Below are 22033 nucleotides of genomic sequence, written 5' to 3' on the forward strand. Positions count from 1 at the left end.
TCCGTCAGTTCTGGGATGGACAGATTTGTACGGTTATGTTCAGGATCGTCACCATGCGTGCTCTCCTTGCCTCCTCGATCGGGGTCGCGTGCGCCACCGCACTCGCCCTGCCGCTCGCCGTCCCCGCCGACGCCGCCGCCCGGCCCGCGTCCGCCGCGTCCCCGGCCGCCGAACCGCTCGGCTCCACCCAGTCGCTGCCGCTCGTCCCGATCGGCGCCACCGACCGGACCCTGGGCGCCGCTCGCGCCCAGGGTCTGCCGGAGCGCGACACCGAACCCTTCTCCCTGGTCGGCGTCGTGTGGGACGACGCGAAGACCGAACTCCACGGCACGGTCCAGGTCCGTGCCCGCGCCGCCGCCTCGCGTACCTGGTCCGGCTGGCAGGACGTCGACACCCACAACCAGGAGCACGCCCCCGACCCCGGCAGCCCCGAGGACGACGCCGCCCGTATCCACGGCGCCACCGCCCCGCTGTGGGTCGGCGACTCCGACGGCGTCGAGGTGCGCGTACGTCCCGAGGCGCCCGGCGGGAGCGCACCGGCGGGCTCGCTGCCCCGGGGGCTCCACATCGACCTGGTCGACCCGGGCGCGGACCCGGACCTCGGCGACGGCGGGGGCCAGGACCGCGCGTTGGCGCCCGAGGCCTTCGCCGAAGGCGCTGCGGGGACGCGCGCGGCGGCGCGTCCGTACATCGGCCCGCGCCCGCGCATCATCACGCGCCGGGGCTGGGGCGCCGACGAGAGCCTGCGCGAGTCCGGTTACGTCTACACCGACCGGGTCAAGGCGGCCTTCGTCCACCACACCGCGTCCGGCAACAACTACCGCTGCTCGCAGGCCGCCTCCGTCCTGCGCAGTATCTACCGCTACCACGTCAAGAGCAGCGGCTGGCGGGACATCGGCTACAACTTCGCCATCGACAAGTGCGGGAACATCTACGAAGGCCGCGCCGGTGGTGTGGCCAAGCCCGTCCTCGGGGCGCACACTCTCGGTTTCAACACCGACTCCATGGGCATCGCCGTCCTCGGTACCTACACGTCGACCAACCCGTCCTCCGCCGCGCTCGACGCGATCGCCAAGCTCACGGCCTGGAAGCTCGGCATGTACGGGGTGAACCCGACCGGCACGACCCATCTGACCTCGGGCGGCGGCAACCTCTACCGGAAGGGGCGCAGTGTCAGACTCAACGTCATCTCCGGACACCGCGACGGCTTCGCCACCGAGTGCCCCGGCACGCGCCTCTACAAGAAGCTCGGCAAGGCCCGCTCGTCCTCGGCCCGCCTCCAGGGCCGCTGAGGGGGGCCGGCCCGGCCGGCGCCGCCCGGGGCAGGGGCTCGGTGAACCGTCTGCATAAACTGGCCGGCCGTAGTTGAACGCATGATTCCGCCCGGCCCCAGCAGGAAGCAGAGACGACAGGTGACTGAAGCGATCCTCCTGGTCGGCGGCAAGGGAACGAGGCTGCGCCCGCTCACGGTGAACACACCGAAGCCCATGATCCCGGCGGCGGGCGTCCCGTTCCTCACCCACCAGCTGGCCCGCGCGCGGGCGGCGGGCGTGGAGCACATCGTCCTGGCGACGTCGTACCTGGCGGAGGTCTTCGAGCCGTACTTCGGCGACGGCTCGGCGCTCGGGCTGCACCTGGAGTACGTGACGGAGGTCGAGCCGCTGGGCACCGGCGGCGCGATCCGCAACGTGGCGTCGCGGCTGCACTCGGGCCCCGACGACCCGGTCCTGATCTTCAACGGCGACATCCTGACGGGCCTGGACATCGGGGCCCTGGTCGACACGCACTCCTCGTCCGGGGCGGACGTGTCCCTCCACCTGACGCGGGTGGCGGACCCGAGGGCGTTCGGCCTGGTCCCGACGGATGCGGACGGCCGGGTCCAGGCGTTCCTCGAAAAACCGCAGACGCCGGAGGAGATCGTCACGGATCAGATCAACGCGGGGGCGTATGTGTTCCGCCGCTCGGTGATCGATTCGATCCCGGCGAGGCGGGTGGTGTCGGTGGAGCGGGAGACGTTCCCGGGTCTGCTGGCGGCGGGCGCGCATTTGCAGGGCATGGTCGATTCCACCTACTGGCTGGACCTGGGCACCCCCCAGGCCTTCGTACGGGGTTCGGCCGACCTGGTCCTGGGCCGCGCCCCGTCCCCGGCGGTCCCCGGCCGCTGCGGCGACCGCCTGGTGCTTCCGGGCGCGGTGGTGGCGCCCGACGCGAAGCTGACGGGCGGGACGGTGGTGGGCTCAGGGGCCCGTATCGGCGAGGGCGCGCGGGTGAGCGGCAGCACGGTGCTCGCGGACGCGGTGGTCGAGCCGGGCGCGGTGATCACGGACTCGCTGATCGGGGCGGGGGCCGTGGTGGGGGCGCGGTGCGTGCTGTCGGGTGCGGTGGTGGGCGACGGCGCGTCGATCGGCCCGGACAACGAGCTCCGGGACGGGGTACGGGTGTGGTGCGACGCGGTGCTTCCGGCGGGAGCGATCCGCTTCTCCTCGGACGAGTAGCCCCAACCCCCACCGGCGGCCAGCCGACCGACAACCGCCGGAGGCTTTCGGGAAGGGGTGGGGTGGGGAAAGCCAGACCGGGGCGGAGCCCCGGAACAGTAACCTCGGGAGCGTGGCCGGTCGCTTTGCTCCCCGTACTCCCACCCGCACCACCGTGCGCGGCGGAGAAGTCCGCGTACCCCCGGCCGTGCCGACGCCCCGGCCGGCCGTCGCACCCGGACGCAGTCGGCGGTACGCACCACCCGGACCCCTGGACCTCGGCCTAACCCTCGGCCCCCTACGCCGCGGCCCCGCCGACCCCACCTTCCGGGCCGCCCGGGACGGGGTGTGGAGGGCGTCCCGGACACCCGAAGGGCCCGGCACCCTCCGCGTGACCGAGCAGGCCGGCGCCATCGAGGCCGAGGCGTGGGGCGAGGGCGCGGATTGGCTGCTGAGCCACCTCCCCGGGCTCCTCGGGGACGGGGACGACCCCGAGGCGTTCGCCCCGAGACACCGCCTCGTCGCCGAGTCCGCCCGCCGCCGCCCCGGCCTGCGCCTGAGCCGTACCGGCCTCGTACTGGAGTCGCTGATCCCGTCGATCCTGGAGCAGAAGGTCACCACGGACGAGGCGTACCGCGCGTGGCGGCTGCTCGTACGCAAGTACGGCGAGCCCGCCCCGGGCCCGGCCCCCGACGGGATGTACGTGATGCCGGACGCCCGCACATGGGCGCTGATCCCGTCCTGGGAGTGGCACCGCGCGGGCGTCGACGCCAAGCGCTCCTCGACGATCCTGCGCGCGGTACGCGTCGCCCGCCGCCTGGAGGAGGCCGTCGCGCTGCCCCAGGAGGAGGCGGCGGCCCGGCTGCACCTGGTCCCGGGCATCGGCCCGTGGACCAGCGCCGAGACGCTGCAACGCGCGATGGGCGCCCCCGACCTGGTCAGCGTCGGGGACCTCCATCTGCCGGGCATCGTCGGCTACGCCCTGGCGGGCGACCGCACCGCCGACGACGCGGCGATGCTGGAACTCCTCGCCCCGTACGTCGGCCAGCGCCACCGCGCCACCCGCCTGATCCTCCTCAGCGGCCGCACCCCGCCCCGCCGAGCGCCCCGGATGTCACCGCGCGACATCGGGGCGCTCTAGGGCCTGTCCGGCCGGGCCGCACCGAAAACGCGCCCCGCGCCGAAGCGGCCGGATCCACGGGGGACCGGTCGACGCGGTGCTCAGCGCACCTCGATGAACGCCCCCGCGTCCCGCGCGGGCCGTTCCTTCGGCGGCTCCGCCGCGCGCCCGACCGCGACCGCGCCCATCGGGTCCCAGTTCGCGGGCAGGTCGAGGACCTCGCGTACGACATCGCGGCAGAACATCGTCGACGACACCCACGCCGACCCCAGCCGCTCACCGGCCAGCGCCACCAGGAAGTTCTGCACGCCCGCGCCCGTCGCGACCACGAACATCTCGCGCTCGGCCGTTTCCCGGCGCTCGTCGCCGTAGGTGTGCGAGCCGTCCATCACCAGGCAGGGCACCACCAAGTACGGCGCGTTGCGCAGGACTTCGCCCCGGCGCACCCGCTTGGCTATCGACGCCTCGGACTTGCCGTCGCGCCGCAGGTCCGCGATCCACGCGTCCCGCATCGCGTCGAGCAGCCGGGTCCGCGCCTCGGCGGACTCCAGCAGCACGAAGCGCCAGGGCGTGGTGTGGTGCGGCGCGGGAGCCGTCACGGCCGCCGCCACCGCGCGGCGGACCGCGCCGGGGTCGACCGGGTCGTCGGTGAACGCCCGGACCGTACGCCGCTGGGTGACCGCCTCCCGTATCGCCTCCGACGTACCGAGGCGGAACATGTCGTCGGGCGCCGAGCGGACCAGCGCGCGGGCGCCGCCCTCGGCGGACGCCGAGACGAGGTGGGAAAGGCCGCTGACCACCGCGACCGGGAACCCGTCGGCCTTGCCCTTCACCAGGTCGCCCGCGGCGGCCAGTTCGTCGGCGTGCGCCACGATGGTCGCGACCAGTGGATTGCCGTACGCGTCCGTGCCGCCGCGCAGGTCGTCGAGGACCCGCACGCCCGCGGCGCCGATCGCCACATCGGTGAGCCCGCTGCGCCACGGCCGCCCGAACGTGTCCGTCACCACGACGCCCACCTCGACGCCGAGCGCGGCCCGCAGCCCGGCCCGGATCGCCTCGGCCGAGGCGTCGGGGTCCTCGGGGAGCAACAGGATGGTCCCGGCGGGGGTGTTGGAGGCGTCGACCCCGGCGGCGGCCATGACGAGCCCCTGCCGGTTCTCGACGATGCGCAGGGTGCCGCGCCGGGCCACCACCCGTACCGTCTCGGCGTCGATCGCGGCCTCGCGGTCGTCGGCCCGTACGATCCGGCCCTCCGCCTTGGAGACGATCTTCGACGTGACGATCAGGACGTCGCCGTCTGCCAGGTCCGGCGCGGCGGCGGCGATCAGCTTGGCGAGGTCGTCGCCCGCCCGCACCTCGGGAATCCCGGCCACGGCCCGTACCCGGTACGAGGGCGGCACAGCCGCGATCTCGTTGTCCGCGCCAAGGCCCGCGCCTGTCCCGTTGTCCGCGTCCGCGCTCACGCCCGTACCTCCTCGGCCAGGGTCAGCGCCTCGCGCGCCATCGCGGCCGTCGCGTCCAGGTCCGTCATCAGCAGCGGGACCGCGCGGCAGCGGATGCCGGCCGCCTCGACGGGGGCGACGGCCGCCGCGTCGGCGGTGTCGACCAGCCAGCCGTCGAGCAGCCCCGACCCGTAGTGCTCGGCGACCGCCGAGGCCGTGGACTCGACGCCGACCGCGGCCAGCACCTTGTCCGCCATGCCCCGCACCGGCGCGCCCCCGACGATCGGCGAGAGCCCGACCACCGGCACGCCCGCGTCCGCGATCGCCCCGCGGATGCCGGGCACGGCCAGGATCGTGCCGACGCTGACGACCGGGTTGGACGGCGGGAAGAGGATCACGTCGGCGGCGGCGATCGCCTCCAGGACGCCCGGCGCGGGCTTCGCGGCCTCCGCGCCGACCGGCACCACGGCCGTCGCGTCCACGGACGCCCGCATCTTGACCCAGTACTCCTGGAAGTGGACGACCTTGCGCCCGCCGTCTTCCTCGATGGCGACATGCGTCTCGACCCGGTCGTCGGACATCGGGATCAGCCGCACGCCGGGCTGCCAGCGGGCGCAGAGCGCCTCGGTCACCGCGCTCAGCGGGTAGCCCGCGCCGAGCATCTGCGTACGGACGATGTGGGTCGCGAAGTCGCGGTCGCCGAGACCGAACCACTCCGGGCCCACCCCGTACGCCGCGAGCTCCTCCTTGACGTGGAAGGACTCCTCGGTACGCCCCCAGCCCTGCTCCTCGTTGATGCCACCGCCCAGGGTGTACATCACCGTGTCGAGGTCGGGGCAGACCTTCAGTCCGAACAGATGGATGTCGTCACCGGTGTTGCCGATCACCGTGATGTCCGCGTCGGGCGCGGCCTGCTTGAGGCCACGCAGAAAACGGGCACCGCCGATGCCGCCGGCCAGAACCACAATGCGCATACGAAGTAGTTTGTCAGGCGGGTACGACATTCTGGGCGGCGGCTGTGGACTGACTCGCGTGCATGGGCATTTCGGTCAGGCCGGGGTAATAAATGTGCAGGCTGATGGCCGGTTCCAGGGAGTCGTTGACCACGTCGTGGGCGTAGCCGGGCGCGAAGACGCGCTGCGCGCCGGGGGAGAGGGCGCGGGTGCCGCGCTCGGTGCGCTCGCTCAACTCGCCCTCAAGGACGGTCAGTACGCCGGACGACTGTCCGTGGTCGTGCAGCCCGCTGCTCTGCCCGGGCACCCAGGACAGCAGCCAGACCTCGTAACCGGGTCCCGTACGCAGCCGGTGGTACCAGCGGCTGGTGGCGTCGTACTGGACGAGCGGGGCCCACTGCGTACGGTCCGCCGCGATCGAGCGGGCCAGGCCGACGAAGTCGGCGACGGTCGTGGGGTGCTCGCGGGCGGGCTGGAGGAGGTGCAGGACCTCAAGGATGTCGCCGGCGATCTGAAGGTCGCTGTCGCTGTTCATGGGTGCGGTGGTTCCTCGGCAGAGACTTGGGAAGCAGTGCGGGGGTCGCAAGGCGTGTCGCGGTCAATGGCGTGTCCGTGTCGCGATGTCGTGTCGCGGGGGATCGCAAGGGATCGCGGGGCCCGTCGGGGCGTGGGCGCGGGAAGCGCCGGAAACGCGGAGCTGGAGCGCTACGGCATCAACAGCTGGAACAGCAACAGCGCGCCTGGACAGCGCTGCGGAACCCACGGACGTGGGTCGCGAAGAGCGCTGTGGTCGCTGGCATGTCCTCAAAGGTGACCAAGAAGGGCCCGGCTGTCAACCCAATACCCGATTTGGCCGTAATGTTTCACCTCATCCGGTTACTGCGCACGGAGAAAGGTTTGTGCACAACCGCCGCCGGAGATGTGGCGCTGCGACTGTGCGCACAAACGCCGTTGTGTTCTTGTGATCGGACTGTGATCCGAGTCGCTTCCTCCGCTCGGGTGCAACAAGATCGATATTTGGCTCGTCCCTCAGTGCAGGTGGACGAGGTGTGATTGGGCCAATGGCATGTGTCATGGTTTTTGCCGATTTGAACACTTTCTGTATGGCCTTGGTTCCGCAGAGTGAATACCGGGCCCAATAGCAGATCTCGGCTTGACTGGCCCGGATCGGCGCACTTGTAATTTCACTCGTGTCGTTCGCCCGAAATCGGTAACGGCAGCATCACGGGGCAGCAAAGACAGACGAGGGGTGCACATGACCGAGGTGTTCCAGGAGCTGCTGGTCGACGATGTGGACGAAGAACTCGGCTGGCAGGAGCGCGCGTTGTGCGCCCAGACCGACCCCGAGTCCTTCTTCCCCGAGAAGGGCGGCTCCACCAGGGAGGCGAAGAAGGTCTGCCTCGCCTGCGAAGTCCGCTCCGAGTGCCTCGAATACGCCCTCGCGAACGACGAACGCTTCGGCATCTGGGGCGGACTGTCCGAACGCGAGCGCCGCCGCCTGAAGAAGGCGGCGGTCTAGTTTTTTCCGGGGGCCAAGCCCTCTCCGGAACCCGTCCGGCACCTGTCCGGACCTGCTCCGGACCCCCTCCGGTCCCACCCGGCCTCCACAGGCGGCGGACTGCCGCGTTCCTCAGCCATTAGTGTGGGGCGCTGCCAGTCAGCACAGCAGCCTCCGGGGCCCAACCCCCGGACCCCGGCCGGAGGGGCCCGTACCTCGATGTCCGTGCACAGCCAGTCGACGGCCCCGTATGCCGAGGCCGCGACTCCCGAGTTCCCCAGACACGTCGTCACCGCCGTGCTCGTCTCGCACGACGGCGCCCGCTGGCTGCCCGACGCCCTCGCCGGGCTGCTCGGCCAGGAACGACCCGTACAGAACGTGTACGCGGCCGACACCGGCAGCGCCGACGACTCCGCCCGCCTGGTCACCGAGGCCCTGGGCGCCGAACGCGTCCTGCATCTGGCCCGCCGCACCGGCTTCGGCGCCGCCGTCGACGAGGCCGTCCGCTCCGCGGGGGTCCTTGGCCCTGAGGAACTGCCGTATCTGAAGCGCCCCAGCGGCTGGGACCCCGTCTCGCGCAGCTGGCGCGACGACACCTACGACCTGCCCGAGCTGCCGCACGGCGAGCCCGTGCAGTGGCTGTGGCTGCTGCACGACGACTGCGCCCCGGAGCCGGACGCGCTCGCCGAACTGCTGCGCGTCGCCGACTCCGACGCGTACGCCGCGGTCGTCGGCCCCAAACTGCGCGGCTGGTACGACCGCAAGCAGCTGCTCGAAGTCGGCGTCTCCATCGCCCGCAGCGGCCGCCGCTGGACGGGCCTGGACCGGCGCGAGCAGGACCAGGGCCAGCACGACCAGGTCCGCCCGGTCCTGTCCGTCTCCTCCGCCGGCATGCTGATCCGCCGCGATGTGTGGGAGGAGCTGGGCGGCTTCGACCGGCGGCTGCCGCTGATGCGCGACGACGTCGACCTGTGCTGGCGCGCGCACGCCGCCGGGCACTCCGTCCTCGTCGCCCCCGAAGCCGTCGTACGGCACGCCGAGGCTTCGGCCCGCGAGCGCCGGACCGTCGACTGTGCGGGCCGCTCCGCCGTCGACCCGCACCGGGTCGACAAGGCGGGCGCCGTCTACACGATGCTCGTCAACTCCCGCCCGGCCGCGCTCCCGTACGTCTTCCTGCGGATCGTCGTCGGCACCCTGCTGCGCACCCTCGCGTATCTGGTCGGCAAGGCGCCCGGCCAGGCGGTCGACGAGATCATGGGCCTGTCCGCGACCCTCTTGCGGCCCGAACGGATCCTCGCCGGGCGGCGCAGGCGCGCCAAGAGTTCGGTGGAGGCGAGCGAGCTGCGGCCGCTGTTCCCGCCGCCCGGCGCCACCGTGCGCGCCACGGTCGAACAGGTCGCCTCCAGTCTCGGCGCGGGCACCGAGGACACCGGCGGCTCGCGGCACGGCGCCGTCGAGTCCGGGCCGGGCGGCGACGACGCGGACTTCCTGGAGATCGAGCAGTTCGCGCGGCTGAAGAAGATCGCCCGCAAGCCCGCGCCCGTGCTGTTCGCGCTGCTCCTGCTGATCTCGCTGGTCGCCTGCCGCCAACTGCTCGGCGGCAACGCCCTCACCGGCGGCGCCCTGCTGCCCGCGCCCTCGGGCGTCGGCGACCTGTGGGGCCGGTACGCGGACGCCTGGCACCCCGTCGGAACCGGCGGCACCCAGAGCGCGCCGCCCTACCTCGCGGTGATCGCCGCGTTCGCCGCCCTCTGCTTCGGCTCGACCGGCTTCGCACTGACCCTGCTGCTCGTCTGCTCGGTCCCGCTGGCCGGACTCACCGCCTACTTCGCCTCGCGCCCGCTCGTCGAGTCCCGGCTGCTGCGCGCCTGGGCCGCCGTCGCCTACGCCTTCCTGCCCGCCGCCACCGGCGCGCTCGCCACCGGCCGTCTGGGCACCGCCGTCCTGGCCGTCCTGCTGCCGCTGATCGCCCGCGCGGGCGTCACGGCCGCGGGCTTCCGCGGCGAGGGCCGCGGCTCCTGGCGCGCGACCTGGACGTACGCGCTGCTGCTCACCGCCGCCATGGCGTTCACCCCGGTCGTCTGGCCGCTCGCGGTGCTCCTGGGCCTGGTGGTCCTCGCGCTGCGCCGCGACGACATCACCGCGTACGGACTGCGCTTCCTCGCCGCCGTCGGCACCCCGCTCCTGGTCCTCGCCCCCTGGTCGCTGACCCTGCTGACCGGCCCGTCCGGCTTCTTCCGCGAGGCCGGTCTGGAGTACGGCAAGGGCGCGGCCTCCGGACTCGACCTGCTCGGCGCCAGCCCTGGCGGCCCCAAGACGGTCGGCGGCCTGCTGCTCATCGGCTTCGTGCTGGCCGCGCTCGCGGCACTGCTGCGCGGGGAGCGCGAGTTCGCCGTCCGTACGGCCTGGGCGGTCGCCCTGACCGGCTTCCTGTTCGCCGCCCTGTCCAACAACAACGGCTGGGCCGGCCCGGCCACCCTCGTCTACGGCCTGGCCCTGATCGCCGCCGCCGTGCTCGGCGCGGAGGGCGCCAAGGAGCGCGTCGCCGCCCATGGCTTCGGCTGGCGCCAGCCGGTCGCCGCACTGATCGCCCTGGCCGCCCTGGCCGCACCGCTGATCGCCGCCGTCGGCTGGATGCTGAGCGGCGCCGACGGCCCGCTGGAGCGCCGCGACCCGGTGCAGGTGCCCGCGTTCGTCGCGGAGGAGAGCGGCACCCGCGACCAGGCCCGCACCCTCGTCCTCGGCGGCACCTCGCCCGCCAAGGTCTCCTACACCCTGGTCCGCGGCTCCGGCGGCCGCCTCGGCGACGCCGAACTCGCCGCCTCCGGGGGCAGTGACCCGCGCCTGGACAAGGTCGTCGCCAACCTGGTCGCGGGCTCCGGCGCCGACCAGTCCTCCCAGCTCAGCGGCTTCGCCGTGCGCTACGTCCTGGTACGCGACGGAGCTCCCCGCGAGTTCGGCCGCGTCCTCGACACCACCCCCGGCCTCAGCCGCCTCAGCCAGCTCGACGGCAGCGCCCTGTGGCGGGTCGACCGCCAGGTCGCCCGCGCGGTGATCATGCCGCCCGCCTCGGGTGCCGCCGCCTCGGCCTCCTCGGCCGGATCGGCCCAGGCGGGCGCCGCCGAGCCGGTGGCCGTCGCCGCCGACCCGGTCGACGTCCACACCAAGATCCCGTCCGGCGCCGACGGCCGCGTCCTGCGGATCGCCGACCGGGCCGCCCCCGGCTGGACGGCGAGCCTCGACGGCAGGCCGCTCAAGAAGACCACCGTCGACGGCTGGGCCCAGGGCTTCCAACTCCCCGCCGAAGGCGGCCGGTTGGACATCACCTACGCCGCCCCCTTCACCCACACCGCGTGGATCTGGGCGCAGTCGCTGCTCGCCCTGGTGCTCGTCGTGCTCGCCCTGCCGGGCCGCCGGACCAAGATCGACGACGACCTGCCGGAGGAGGAGCAGCCGGTACTGCCCCCCGCCATGGAGGGAGAGGGCCGCCGCGCCCGCCGCCTGCGCGCCCAGGCCGAGGCTGACGCGGCCGCAGCCGACCTTGCCGACGCGGGCGACCCCGCCGACGCGGGCGGCCACGACTTCCCGCCCCCGCCCGCCGAGGCCCCGCAGACGACCCCCGAGCCCGACCCGTACGCCGCGCCCCCGTACGCCCCCGAGATCCCCCAACAGCAGCCGTACGGCGGCGAGTGGGATTCCGCGACCTACGCGGGCGCCGAGTACCCGCAGCAGCAGTACGACCCGTACCAGCAGCACCAGTACCAGCAGTACGACCCGTACCAACAGCAGCAGTACCCGCAGCAGAACGCGGCGTACGACCCCTACGGATATGGCTACGGCGGCGAGCACCCCGACCCGGCGCAGGGCGAGGCCGGACGCATCCCCGGCCAGGACCGGGGGCACGAGACCGAGCAGCCGCACCGCCCCGACGGGAGCAACCAGTGAACCGCAGCACTCTCTCCCTGATCGCGGCCGCGGTGGCCCTCGCCGCCGTCACCGGCTTCGCGGCCGTCACAGCCCCCGGCGGCGGCTCGGTGAAGGCCGGCGCCAAGGGTCCTGCCCGGCTGCCCGTGGAGCGCTCCAGCCTGCTGTGCCCGGCGCCCAGCCTCTCCGAGCTCGCCGAGACGACGTACACCACGTACACCCCCAAGGGCAGCGGTGACGACACCGGCGGCAGGACGGCCACGCCCGGCACGGCCGCGCTGAAGCCCGCCGGCACGCCGCTCACCGACGACACGGCGACCAAGCCGCCCGCCGATAAGGGCGACAAGAGCGGGAAGGGCGACAAGAAGGGCAAGAAGGACAAGCCTTCGGAGAAGCCCGACCCCAACAAGGCGGTCGTCACCCTCAAGGAGCCCGGAAAGCCCGCGTCCGCCACGGCCAGCGGCTCCGACGCACCCGCGCTCACCGGCTCCGCCGACGGCCTGCTCGCGCCCGGCTGGGCCGCGCAGCAGACCACGGTGGTGTCGGGGGGCGACACGCGCGCGGTGCTCGGCACCCGCTGCACCGCACCGGACACCGACTTCTGGTTCCCGGGTGCGTCCACCGCCAAGACCCGCCAGGACTACGTCCACCTCACCAACCCCGACGACAACGCGGCAGTCGTCGACATCGAGTTGTTCGGCAAGGACGGCCCGGTCAAGACCGAGGTGGGGGAGGGGATCACGGTCCCCGCCAAATCCAGCGTCCCTGTTCTGTTGTCAACGTTGACCACGGCCGCGGCCGATGACCTGACCGTTCACGTGGCGACCCGCTCCGGGCGGGTCGGCGCGGTCATCCAGGCGTCCGACGCGAAGGCCGGAGCGGACTGGCTGCCCGCGTCGGCGGACCCGGCCGCGAGCCAGGTCCTGCCGGGCATCCCGGCCGACGCCACCGATGTGCGCCTGGTGGTGCACGCCAAGGGCACGGACGACGCCGATCTCAAGGTGCGGCTGGCGGGCGGGTCCGGCAGCTTCACCCCGGCGGGTCTGGACACCGTCCATGTGAAATCGGGGATGACGGCGTCCTTTGATCTGAAGAACGTCACACGGGGTGAGGCGGGTTCCCTGTTTCTCACCCCGACTTCGGATGGCGGAAAAACGCCCATCGTGGCGGCGCTGCGCGTAGTGCGCGGAACGGGTGACAAGCAGGAGACCGCATACATTCCGGCCACCGCGCCGGTCGGCGACCGGTCGACCGCGGCCGACAACCGGGCCAAGGGCTCGACGCTGGCGCTCACCGCGCCGACCGCCGCCGCCACGGTCAAGGTCACCGCGTCGCCCGGCACCGAGGGCGGCGAGCCGCAGACCAAGACGTACACCGTCAAGGCCGGCACGACGCTCGCGGTGGACCCGCCGGTCCCGGCCGGGCTCAAGGGCTCATACGCGCTGACCGTCGAGACCCAGCCGGGCAGCGGCCCGGTCTACGCCTCCCGCACGCTGGCGCTGCCGCAGGACGGCATCCCGATGTTCACCGTGCAGACGCTCCCGGACGACAAGGCCACGGTCGCGGTCCCGGCGGCCAAGCAGGACTTGTCGGTACTGGACGACTGAGGGGCGGGGGCGGGCGCTGTGGTGCGTGCCCCCGCTCGGGGCCGCCCGTCCGTGAACGGGTCAGTCCTGTCCGTAGCGCGGATCGACCGATTCCGGTGCGAGGCCGAGGAGTTCGGCGACCTGCTCGACCACGACCTCGTGGACGAGCAGGGCCCGCTCGTCACGGCTCTTGGTGCGGATCTCGACCGGCCGCCGGTAGACGATGATCCGCGCGGGCGACCCTTTCGCGGCGGGCAGCGCGCGTCCGAGCGGCACGGCCTCGTCGCTCCAGCTGTCGTCGTCGCTCTCGGGGAGCGGCACGTCGGAGACGAGGAAGTCGACGTCGGCGAGTTGCGGCCAGCGCCGCTCCAGCCGCTCCACCGAGTCCCGTACGAGGTCGCGGAAGGTCTCCGACCGGCTCGCCGAGAGCGGTACCTGGGGCGGCGCCACGGGTCCGCGCATCCCGCGGCCGTGGCGGTCTCGGCGGCGCGGTCGCGGGCCCGCCGGTACGGAGTCGGGGCCGGAGCCGATGTCGGAACGGGAACTGTCCATCACTGACGCAGCGTAGCCCTCCGGGGCTCCCTGCGATCGCGGCGGCGGCCCGTGGAAGGCCATGTCGTGAGATGACCATTTCGCTCCCGCTTGAGAGCGATTACCGGCCCATACAAGACAGCGGATTTCACGCCGTTTGACCGGAAGATTCTCAAGTGCGGAACGTAATCGGTCCCGTCACACACCGTGTCGCTCTCTTCCCGTGCAGGTCAGCCCAGTTGCTCCAAGAGCCGCTGTGCCCGGGCTCACACCGCGACACGGTGGAGTGACCCGGTGGAGAGTCGTCGCGGCCCGCTCAAGAGTGCGGTACCGTCCAACGTCGTGAGCCCTGTACGTCGCTGTTCGCGCACTGCGTGCGGCCGCCCTGCCGTCGCGACACTGACGTACGTCTACGCGGACTCGACCGCAGTCCTCGGCCCGCTCGCCACCTACGCCGAGCCCCACTGCTACGACCTGTGCGCCGAGCACAGCGAACGCCTCACCGCGCCACGCGGCTGGGAGGTCGTCCGCCTGACCGACTCCTCCGCGCCGAGCCGCCCCAGCGGCGACGACCTGGAAGCGCTTGCCAACGCGGTACGCGAGGCGGCCCGCCCGCACGAACGCGCCGCCGAGGCCGGTGGCGGCCGCTCCGCCGACCCGATGGAAGTCACCCGCCGGGGCCACCTGCGCGTTCTGCGGTCACCGGAACCCTGAGCCTTCCGTACGGAGTACGGGTTGCGGGTTGCGGACGTGGGGCGCTGGCGGCTCCGGACTCGTGTGACGGGCTTTCGGTCGACCGCGACCCTGTGTGGCAGGGCTTCCGGATGACCCCGACCCCACGCGGACAGGGCTTCGGACGACCCCGACCCCCTGCGCACCCCCGCGTTTTCCACAGGTTTCCGAGCCGTCCTCCACAGGGGTCGCGGCCCCGACAGTCCCAGCCGGTAGCCTCGGTCCAGGGGGCCGCATGCCTCCCCAGGTGACTTCAGAAGGGTTGGACCGTGGCTGCTGATCTGTCGCAGATCGTGAAGGCGTACGACGTCCGCGGGGTGGTGCCGGATCAGTGGGACGAGTCCCTCGCGGAGTTGTTCGGGGCGGCCTTCGTGCAGGTGGTCGGCGCCGACGCGATCGTGATCGGCCACGACATGCGCCCGTCGTCGCCTGGCCTGTCCGCCGCCTTCGCGCGCGGTGCCGCTGGTCAGGGCGCGGATGTCACCCTGATCGGCCTGTGCTCCACGGACCAGCTGTATTACGCGTCGGGGATGCTGAACCTGCCGGGCGCGATGTTCACCGCGTCCCACAACCCCGCCCAGTACAACGGCATCAAGCTCTGCCGCGCGGGCGCGGCCCCGGTCGGCCAGGACACGGGTCTGGCCGAGATCCGTACCCTCGTCGAGACCTGGACCGAGTCGGGCGTACCGGAGGCGGCCGGGCGGATGGGCACGGTGAGCGAGCGCGACACGCTCACCGACTACGCGGCCCACCTCAAGTCCCTGGTCGACCTCGCCGCCATCCGCCCGCTGAAGGTCGTGGTGGACGCGGGCAACGGCATGGGCGGCCACACCGTCCCCACGGTCTTCGACGGCCTGCCGCTGACCGTCGTCCCGATGTACTTCGAGCTGGACGGCACCTTCCCCAACCACGAGGCCAACCCCCTCGATCCGGCCAACATCGTCGACCTCCAGGAACGCGTGCAAGCCGAGGGCGCGGATCTCGGCATCGCCTTCGACGGCGACGCGGACCGCTGCTTCTTCGTCGACGAGCGCGGCGAAGGCGTCTCCCCGTCCGCCGTCACCGCCCTGGTCGCCGCCCGCGAACTGGCCAAGCACCCCGGCGGCACGGTCATCCACAACCTGATCACCTCCTGGTCGGTCCCGGAGGTGGTCCGCGAACACGGCGGCACCCCCGTCCGCACCCGCGTCGGCCACTCCTTCATCAAGCAGGAGATGGCCAACACCGGCGCGATCTTCGGCGGCGAACACTCCGCCCACTACTACTTCAAGGACTTCTGGAACGCCGACACGGGCATGCTGGCCGCCCTCCACGTCCTGGCCGCCCTGGGCACCCAGAAGGCCCCGCTGTCCCGCCTGGTGGCCGCCTACGACCGCTACACGGGCTCCGGCGAGATCAACTCCACCGTCACCGACCAGGCCGCCCGCACCCAGGCCGTCCGCGAGGCCTTCGCCGGCAGGCAGGGCGTCACCATGGACGACATGGACGGCCTCACCGTCACCACGGCCGACTGGTGGTTCAACCTCCGCCCCTCCAACACCGAACCCCTCCTCCGCCTCAACGTCGAAGCCCGCGACGAACCCACCATGGCGAAGCTGCGCGACGAGGTTCTCGCGCTCGTACGGGGCTAGAACTGCACCGCATCGGTACGGGGCTGGGCGATGCTGCCTGGCGACGCCTAAGCGCGCGTGCCCGGCCCCGGGCACCGTCGCAGGACGGTCTGCGCGAGGCCGCCCCGCCCCGGCCGATGACGCCACCCGGGGAGCCCGGGCGTCCCCCCGGCGGTAGGCTGACGAGGCCTGATCCACCGACGCGTCCGCGCACGCGTCCACGTATACGAAGACGTCCCGGAAGGACCCCCATGCCGCTCGAAGCCGGCCTTCTCGACATCCTCGCCTGCCCCGCCTGCCACGCGCCGCTGAAGGACGCGACGGCCGAGGAGACGCCCGAGCTGGTCTGCACCGGCAAGGACTGCGGCCTGGCGTACCCGGTCCGCGACGGCATCCCCGTGCTCCTCGTGGACGAGGCCCGCCGCCCGGCGTGACGCCGGCCCGTACCTCGCGCACGGCCCGCACGGGCTCTGCCCGGCGCGGCGCCTGAGCCCACAACCGAGTGACCCGGAACCCCGATCCCACCCCGGAGGCCGCCGAACATGCTCGATGAGTCGCTCCTCGACGCGCCGGAAGCCCTGGCCCGCGCCGACCGCCGCGGCCTGCTGCGCGGCGCCGCCGAGGCCGGCGCCCGCGTCCGCACCGCCGCCCGGCACGCCGTGGAGGCGGGCATCACGGAGCTGCAGCCCGAGGGCCGCCCTCGAGCCGTACTCGTCGCGGGCCCCGGCACCGCCGCCGCAGGTGTGGCGGATCTGGTGACGGCGCTGGCGGGCGCCTCCGCCCCCGTCACCCACCTCGCCTCGACCGGCGTGGCGGCAGCCGCGGGCGCGCTGCGCTGGAACCTCCCCGGCTGGGCGGGCTCGGTCGACCTCCTCCTCATCACGACGACGGACGGCAGCGAGCCGGGCCTGGCGGTCCTGGCCGAGCAGGCGTACCGCCGGGGCTGCACGGTCGTGGCCGTCGCCCCGAAGAGCTCCCCGCTCGCCGAGGCCGTCGACGGTGTGCACGGCCTGGTCGTGCCGCTGGCCACGGCCCCGCACGAGCTGTACGAGGACGGGACGACCCCGGCCGCCGCCCCCAGCGCGCTGTGGGCCCTGTTCACCCCGATCCTGGCGCTGCTGGACCGCCTCGGGCTGATCTCCGCGCCGCCGGAGACGCTGGAGAAGATCGCCGACCGCCTGGACCGCACGGCGGAGCGCTGCGGCCCGGCCATCGCCACGTACAGCAATCCGGCGAAGACCCTCGCGACGCAGCTCGCCGACTCGCTCCCCCTCATCTGGACGGAGGGCGAAGTCGCCGTCCCGGCGGGCCGCCGCTTCGCGACCGTACTGGCCGAGCTCGCGGGCCGTCCCGCACTGGCCGGTGAGCTGCCCGAGACCCTGGCCTCGCACGGCATCCTGCTCGCGGGGTCGCTCGCGGCCGGAGCCGACCCGGACGACTTCTTCCGCGACCGCGTGGAGGAACCCGCCGCGCTGCACGCCCGTGTCGTACTCCTGCGGGACCGCCCGGCAGGCGGACTTTCCGCCGCCCCGGCCGCGCGCGAACTCGCCCTCAGCCACGAGGCGCAGATCAGCGAGCTGGAGCCCGAGGAGGGCACCGAGCTGGAGTGCCTGGCGGAGCTCCTGGCCGTCACGGACTTCGCGACCGCCTACCTGGCCCTGGCATCGACACCGCTCCCGACGTGACCCGGCGCCCGAAGCCGTGTACCAGCCGATCTCGGAGGTCGTGACCGAGCCCATGCGGGAAGCCGTACAGGAGTCGGCGTCGGGCGGCGTCACGTGCCGTCGGCCGACGGCACACCGGAATCCGTAAGCGATCACAAGCGATCACGTGAAAGAGACCACGCGAACCATGGACCGCCTCGCCAACACCGTGCGCCCCTACGCCTGGGGCTCCACCACCCTCATTCCAGAACTGCTCGGCACCGCTCCCACCGGCGAGCCCCAGGCAGAGATGTGGATGGGCGCGCACCCGGGCGCACCGTCCCGCGTCGACCGTGGCACGGGCGAGGTCCCGCTCTCCGACGTGATCGCGGCCGATCCGGCGGCGGAGCTCGGCGACGCGGCCGTTGCCAAGTTCGGCCCCCGTCTTCCGTTCCTTCTCAAAGTGCTGGCGGCAGGCGCCCCCCTTTCCCTTCAGGTCCACCCCAACCTCGGCCAGGCACAGCGGGGTTATGTCGCCGAGGAGAGCGCGGGCGTTCCGCTCGACGCCCCGCACCGCAACTACAAGGACGCCAACCACAAGCCCGAACTGATCTGTGCTCTGACAACGTTCGAGGGCTTGTGCGGGTTCCGCGCTCCGCAGGAATCCGCGGACCTTCTCGCCGCGCTCGATGTGGACTCCCTCAAGCCGTATGTGGATCTCCTGCGCGCCCACCCCGAGGACGCGGCGCTGCGCGAGGTCCTGACGGCCGTACTGACCGCGGACCCGCGGGACATGGCGGCGACGGTGACCGAGGCGGCGGCCGCCTGCGCGCGCCTGGGCGGCGACGCGTACGACGCGTACGTCTCGCTCGCCCACCACTTCCCGGGCGACCCGGGCGTCATCGCGGCGATGCTCCTGAACTACGTACGGCTCCAGCCCGGCGAGGCCCTGTTCCTCGGCGCCGGCGTCCCGCACGCGTATCTGAGCGGCATGGGCGTGGAGATCATGGCCAATTCGGACAACGTGCTGCGCTGCGGCCTGACCCCGAAGCACGTGGACGTCCCCGAACTCCTGGGCGTCGTCAGCTTCGAGGCGGCCGACCCGGGTGTGCTGCGCCCGGAGGCGTCGGTGATCGGCGAGGAGGTGTACGAGACCCCCATCGACGAGTTCCGCTTGTCCCGTTTCGTACGCGCGCAGGGCGCCGCTCCGACGGACCTGTCGGCGCCCACTCCGCAGATCGTGCTCTGCACGGCGGGCGCGGTGGAGATCGGCGACGTACGGCTGACCCCCGGCCGGTCGGCCTTCGTCCCGGCGGGCGAAAAGGTCGAACTGTCCGGTACGGGTACGGCATTTCGGGCCACTGTCGTGGCCTGATGCAACAATGTGCCGCCGTATGGCGGCACCTGGGCAGCCGCGACACCGACGAAGGGAACACGTGCACCCATGAGTGCGTCAGGCGGAACCAAGGCGATCGTGGCGGCGCTCGGCGCCAACGTGGCGATCGCGGTAGCCAAGTTCGTGGCGTTCCTCTTCAGCGGCTCCTCGTCGATGCTCGCGGAGAGCGTGCACTCGCTGGCCGACTCGGGAAACCAGGGCCTGCTGCTGCTCGGCGGCAAGAAGGCGCAGCGTGAGGCAACGCCTCAACACCCCTTCGGTTACGGCCGGGAGCGCTACATCTACGCGTTCCTCGTCTCGATCGTCCTGTTCTCGGTGGGTGGCATGTTCGCCATCTACGAGGGGTACGAGAAGGTCAAGCACCCCCACCAGATCGACGCCTGGTACTGGCCCGTCGGCGTCCTGGTCTTCGCGATCGTCGCGGAGGGCTTCTCCTTCCGTACGGCCATCAAGGAGTCCAACGAGACGCGGGGCTCGCTTTCCTGGTCGCAGTTCATCCGCCGGGCGAAGGCCCCCGAACTCCCCGTGGTCCTCCTTGAGGACTTCGGCGCTCTCATCGGACTCGTCCTCGCCCTCGGCGGCGTGGGTCTCGCGCTGGCCACCGACGACGGCGTCTGGGACGGCATCGGCACGCTCTGCATCGGCACGCTGCTGATCCTCATCGCCCTCATCCTGGCGGTCGAGACGAAGTCCCTCCTGCTCGGCGAGGCGGCTGGCACGGAGGAGGTCGAGAAGATCCGCACGGCGATCGTCGACGGCGACACCGTCACCTCCGTCATCCACATGCGGACGCTCCACCTGGGCCCGGAGGAACTGCTGATCGCTGCCAAGATCGCGGTCCAGCACGACGACACGGCGGCAGAGGTCGCCCAGGCCATCAACGCGGCGGAGGCCCGGATCCGCGAGGCCGTCCCGATCGCCCGGGTGATCTACCTGGAGCCCGACATCTACAGCGCCGCCGAAGCGGCCGCGGGCCCGGACCCGGCGGCGACGCCCGGCGGCACGGGCCACTGAGGCGCTCGACCGCAAAATTCCCCAATCTGTCGCCCGGGACGGGCTGGGGGCGGCTGGGCCGATCGGTGTAGATTCGTGACCAGAGCCAGACGTCGCTGCTGATGGCGGTTGGTCGGTACGCCACGCGCACCGGCCGAGGGAGAGAGGGCCTCCGACGGACTGCGCTGCGAGCGCGACCGGGCACCCCAGGGTGCCCACGGATACTCAGGTGTACGCCGGAGTGTCCACCCGGGCATTCCGTTGTCCGCGTCAGGTACCCGCTGGTGCCGACGTGGCACTCCGTGTGCCCAGGTGCGCCCGCAGACCTTCCGTACCCACCCTCGACCCACCCACGAGGAGCAGCTCGCCATGACGACTGTCGCCGCCGGCCAGGACTTCAAGGTCGCCGACCTCTCCCTCGCCGCCTTCGGGCGCAAGGAGATCACCCTCGCCGAGCACGAGATGCCCGGCCTGATGTCGATCCGCAAGGAGTACGCCGCCACCCAGCCGCTCGCCGGCGCCCGGGTCACCGGCTCCCTGCACATGACGGTGCAGACCGCCGTCCTCATCGAGACCCTCGTCGCCCTCGGCGCCGAGGTCCGCTGGGCGTCCTGCAACATCTTCTCCACCCAGGACCACGCCGCCGCCGCCATCGCGGTCGGCCCGAACGGCACCCCCGAGAACCCCCAGGGCGTCCCGGTCTTCGCCTGGAAGGGCGAGACCCTGGAGGAGTACTGGTGGTGCACGGAGCAGGCCCTCACCTGGCCGAACACCCCGACCGGCGGCCCGAACATGATCCTGGACGACGGCGGTGACGCCACGCTCCTGGTCCACAAGGGCGTCGAGTTCGAGAAGGCCGGCGCGGCCCCGGACCCGTCCACCGCGGACAGCGAGGAGTATGGCTTCATCCTCACCCTGCTGAACCGCACCCTCTCCGAGAACCCGAAGAAGTGGACGCAGCTGGCGTCCGAGATCCGCGGCGTCACCGAAGAGACCACCACCGGTGTCCACCGTCTCTACGAGATGCACCGCGACGGCACCCTCCTGTTCCCGGCGATCAACGTCAACGACGCGGTCACCAAGTCGAAGTTCGACAACAAGTACGGCTGCCGCCACTCCCTGATCGACGGCATCAACCGCGCCACCGACGTCCTCATCGGCGGCAAGACCGCGGTCGTCTGCGGCTACGGCGACGTCGGCAAGGGCTGCGCGGAGTCCCTGCGCGGCCAGGGCGCCCGGGTCATCGTCACCGAGATCGACCCGATCTGCGCCCTGCAGGCGGCGATGGACGGCTACCAGGTCACCACGCTCGACGAGGTGATCGACAAGGCCGACATCTTCGTCACCACGACGGGCAACAAGGACATCATCATGGCCGCGGACATGGCCAAGATGAAGCACCAGGCGATCGTCGGCAACATCGGTCACTTCGACAACGAGATCGACATGGCCGGCCTCGCGCAGATCCCCGGCATCGTCAAGGACGAGGTCAAGCCGCAGGTCCACACGTGGACGTTCGCCGACGGCAAGGTCCTCATCGTCCTCTCCGAGGGCCGCCTGCTGAACCTGGGCAACGCGACCGGCCACCCGTCGTTCGTGATGTCCAACTCGTTCGCGGACCAGACCCTGGCCCAGATCGAGCTGTTCACCAAGCCCGAGGAGTACCCGACCGACGTCTACGTGCTGCCCAAGCACCTCGACGAGAAGGTCGCCCGCCTCCACCTGGACGCGCTCGGCGTGAAGCTCACGACGCTCCGCCCCGAGCAGGCCGCGTACATCGGCGTCGAGGTCGACGGCCCGTTCAAGTCGGACCACTACCGCTACTGAGCCACCACCCCGGCGGAGCCTGTCGGACCCTCAGTGAGGGTCCGATGTGCCCGCCGGGACCGGTCGGTTCGGCTGCTCGGCCGACTCGGCTCTTCGGCTGCCGGGCCGGCTCGGTCGGACCACCTCGTACGGGTACGGACGCTTGGGCACGGCCACTTGGGCCGCCCTGAGTCCGCAACCGTGACTTGGTGACAAGCCCCGGCCGTACAGCCTCAGCGCACCAGAGCAGCTGCACAGCCTCAGCGCGCGGAGCAGACGTACAAGTCAGGCCCCCGGACCCCCGTGCCGGGGGCCTGACTTGTAC

General features: G+C 72.3%; 17 protein-coding genes. 13 read left to right on the forward strand and 4 right to left on the reverse strand.

Translation table 11 applies throughout. The features are described 5' to 3' along the window. Positions 1–53 precede the first annotated feature (53 nt). From ACT1U9_RS18995 to ACT1U9_RS19005, 3 genes are all read left to right on the forward strand, one after another. The gene (locus tag ACT1U9_RS18995; RefSeq protein ID WP_444533908.1) at positions 54–1292 is read left to right on the forward strand and encodes a peptidoglycan recognition protein family protein; all 1239 of its coding nucleotides are present in this window, start codon (positions 54–56) and stop codon (positions 1290–1292) included. 120 nt (positions 1293–1412) lie between these two features. Beyond that, positions 1413–2495 carry a sugar phosphate nucleotidyltransferase gene (locus ACT1U9_RS19000; protein WP_444533909.1) on the forward strand — a complete coding sequence of 361 codons (1083 nt, stop codon included), beginning with the start codon at positions 1413–1415 and terminating at the stop codon, positions 2493–2495. Positions 2496–2607: 112 nt separating this feature from the next. Beyond that, entirely contained in the window at positions 2608–3615 is a 1008-nt protein-coding gene (locus tag ACT1U9_RS19005) for a DNA-3-methyladenine glycosylase family protein (protein ID WP_444533910.1), read from the forward strand. Between the two features lie 80 nt (positions 3616–3695). Here ACT1U9_RS19005 and ACT1U9_RS19010 read toward each other — a convergent pair whose 3' ends face one another. Genes ACT1U9_RS19010 through ACT1U9_RS19020 form a run of 3 tightly spaced genes read right to left on the reverse strand, consistent with a single transcriptional unit; the run spans position 3696 to position 6524 of the window. Beyond that, complete coding sequence (locus tag ACT1U9_RS19010; RefSeq protein ID WP_444539181.1) at positions 3696–5003, reverse strand: coenzyme F420-0:L-glutamate ligase; 1308 nt, start codon at positions 5001–5003, stop codon at positions 3696–3698. Between the two features lie 50 nt (positions 5004–5053). After that, on the reverse strand, positions 5054–6010 hold the full coding sequence (gene cofD / locus ACT1U9_RS19015; RefSeq protein ID WP_444533911.1) for a 2-phospho-L-lactate transferase: 957 nt from the start codon (positions 6008–6010) through the stop codon (positions 5054–5056). A gap of 13 nt (positions 6011–6023) precedes the next feature. Next, entirely contained in the window at positions 6024–6524 is a 501-nt protein-coding gene (locus ACT1U9_RS19020; RefSeq protein ID WP_444533912.1) for a cysteine dioxygenase, read from the reverse strand. Positions 6525–7244: 720 nt separating this feature from the next. Between ACT1U9_RS19020 and ACT1U9_RS19025 the strand changes: the two genes are divergently transcribed. The 3 genes from ACT1U9_RS19025 (at position 7245) to ACT1U9_RS19035 (ending at position 13018) form a co-directional block, all read left to right on the forward strand. After that, positions 7245–7508, forward strand: a complete 264-nt coding sequence (locus ACT1U9_RS19025; protein ID WP_067159810.1) for a WhiB family transcriptional regulator — start codon at positions 7245–7247, stop codon at positions 7506–7508. Positions 7509–7706: 198 nt separating this feature from the next. After that, on the forward strand, positions 7707–11432 hold the full coding sequence (locus ACT1U9_RS19030) for a glycosyltransferase family 2 protein (RefSeq protein ID WP_444533913.1): 3726 nt from the start codon (positions 7707–7709) through the stop codon (positions 11430–11432). Continuing rightward, the gene (locus tag ACT1U9_RS19035) at positions 11429–13018 is read left to right on the forward strand and encodes a DUF5719 family protein (protein WP_444533914.1); all 1590 of its coding nucleotides are present in this window, start codon (positions 11429–11431) and stop codon (positions 13016–13018) included. Before ACT1U9_RS19030 ends, ACT1U9_RS19035 begins: the two co-directional genes overlap by 4 nt. Before the next feature lie 60 nt (positions 13019–13078). On the opposite strand, the gene ACT1U9_RS19040 is transcribed toward ACT1U9_RS19035, so the two are convergent. After that, on the reverse strand, positions 13079–13549 hold the full coding sequence (locus tag ACT1U9_RS19040; protein WP_444533915.1) for a metallopeptidase family protein: 471 nt from the start codon (positions 13547–13549) through the stop codon (positions 13079–13081). 273 nt (positions 13550–13822) lie between these two features. Between ACT1U9_RS19040 and ACT1U9_RS19045 the strand changes: the two genes are divergently transcribed. From ACT1U9_RS19045 to ahcY, 7 genes are all read left to right on the forward strand, one after another. Beyond that, a complete protein-coding gene (locus ACT1U9_RS19045; protein ID WP_444533916.1) occupies positions 13823–14242 on the forward strand; it encodes a DUF3499 domain-containing protein in 420 nt (139 codons plus the stop codon). A 287-nt stretch (positions 14243–14529) separates the two neighbouring features. Continuing rightward, a complete protein-coding gene (locus ACT1U9_RS19050) occupies positions 14530–15891 on the forward strand; it encodes a phosphomannomutase/phosphoglucomutase (protein ID WP_444533917.1) in 1362 nt (453 codons plus the stop codon). Between the two features lie 230 nt (positions 15892–16121). Further along, positions 16122–16304 (forward strand): Trm112 family protein, encoded by a 183-nt coding sequence (locus ACT1U9_RS19055; protein ID WP_188277401.1) that lies wholly within the window; start codon positions 16122–16124, stop codon positions 16302–16304. Positions 16305–16412: 108 nt separating this feature from the next. Continuing rightward, complete coding sequence (locus tag ACT1U9_RS19060; protein WP_444533918.1) at positions 16413–17555, forward strand: SIS domain-containing protein; 1143 nt, start codon at positions 16413–16415, stop codon at positions 17553–17555. A 166-nt stretch (positions 17556–17721) separates the two neighbouring features. After that, positions 17722–18888 carry a mannose-6-phosphate isomerase, class I gene (manA, locus tag ACT1U9_RS19065; RefSeq protein WP_444539182.1) on the forward strand — a complete coding sequence of 389 codons (1167 nt, stop codon included), beginning with the start codon at positions 17722–17724 and terminating at the stop codon, positions 18886–18888. A 69-nt stretch (positions 18889–18957) separates the two neighbouring features. Further along, on the forward strand, positions 18958–19923 hold the full coding sequence (locus ACT1U9_RS19070) for a cation diffusion facilitator family transporter (protein ID WP_444533919.1): 966 nt from the start codon (positions 18958–18960) through the stop codon (positions 19921–19923). 348 nt (positions 19924–20271) lie between these two features. After that, positions 20272–21729: an adenosylhomocysteinase gene (ahcY, locus tag ACT1U9_RS19075; RefSeq protein WP_444533920.1), complete on the forward strand. Its 1458-nt coding sequence runs from the start codon at positions 20272–20274 to the stop codon at positions 21727–21729. The last annotated feature ends 304 nt before the right edge of the window (positions 21730–22033 follow it).

The sequence above is a fragment of the Streptomyces sp. BR1 genome (assembly GCF_052373795.1).
Lineage (GTDB): Bacteria > Actinomycetota > Actinomycetes > Streptomycetales > Streptomycetaceae > Streptomyces.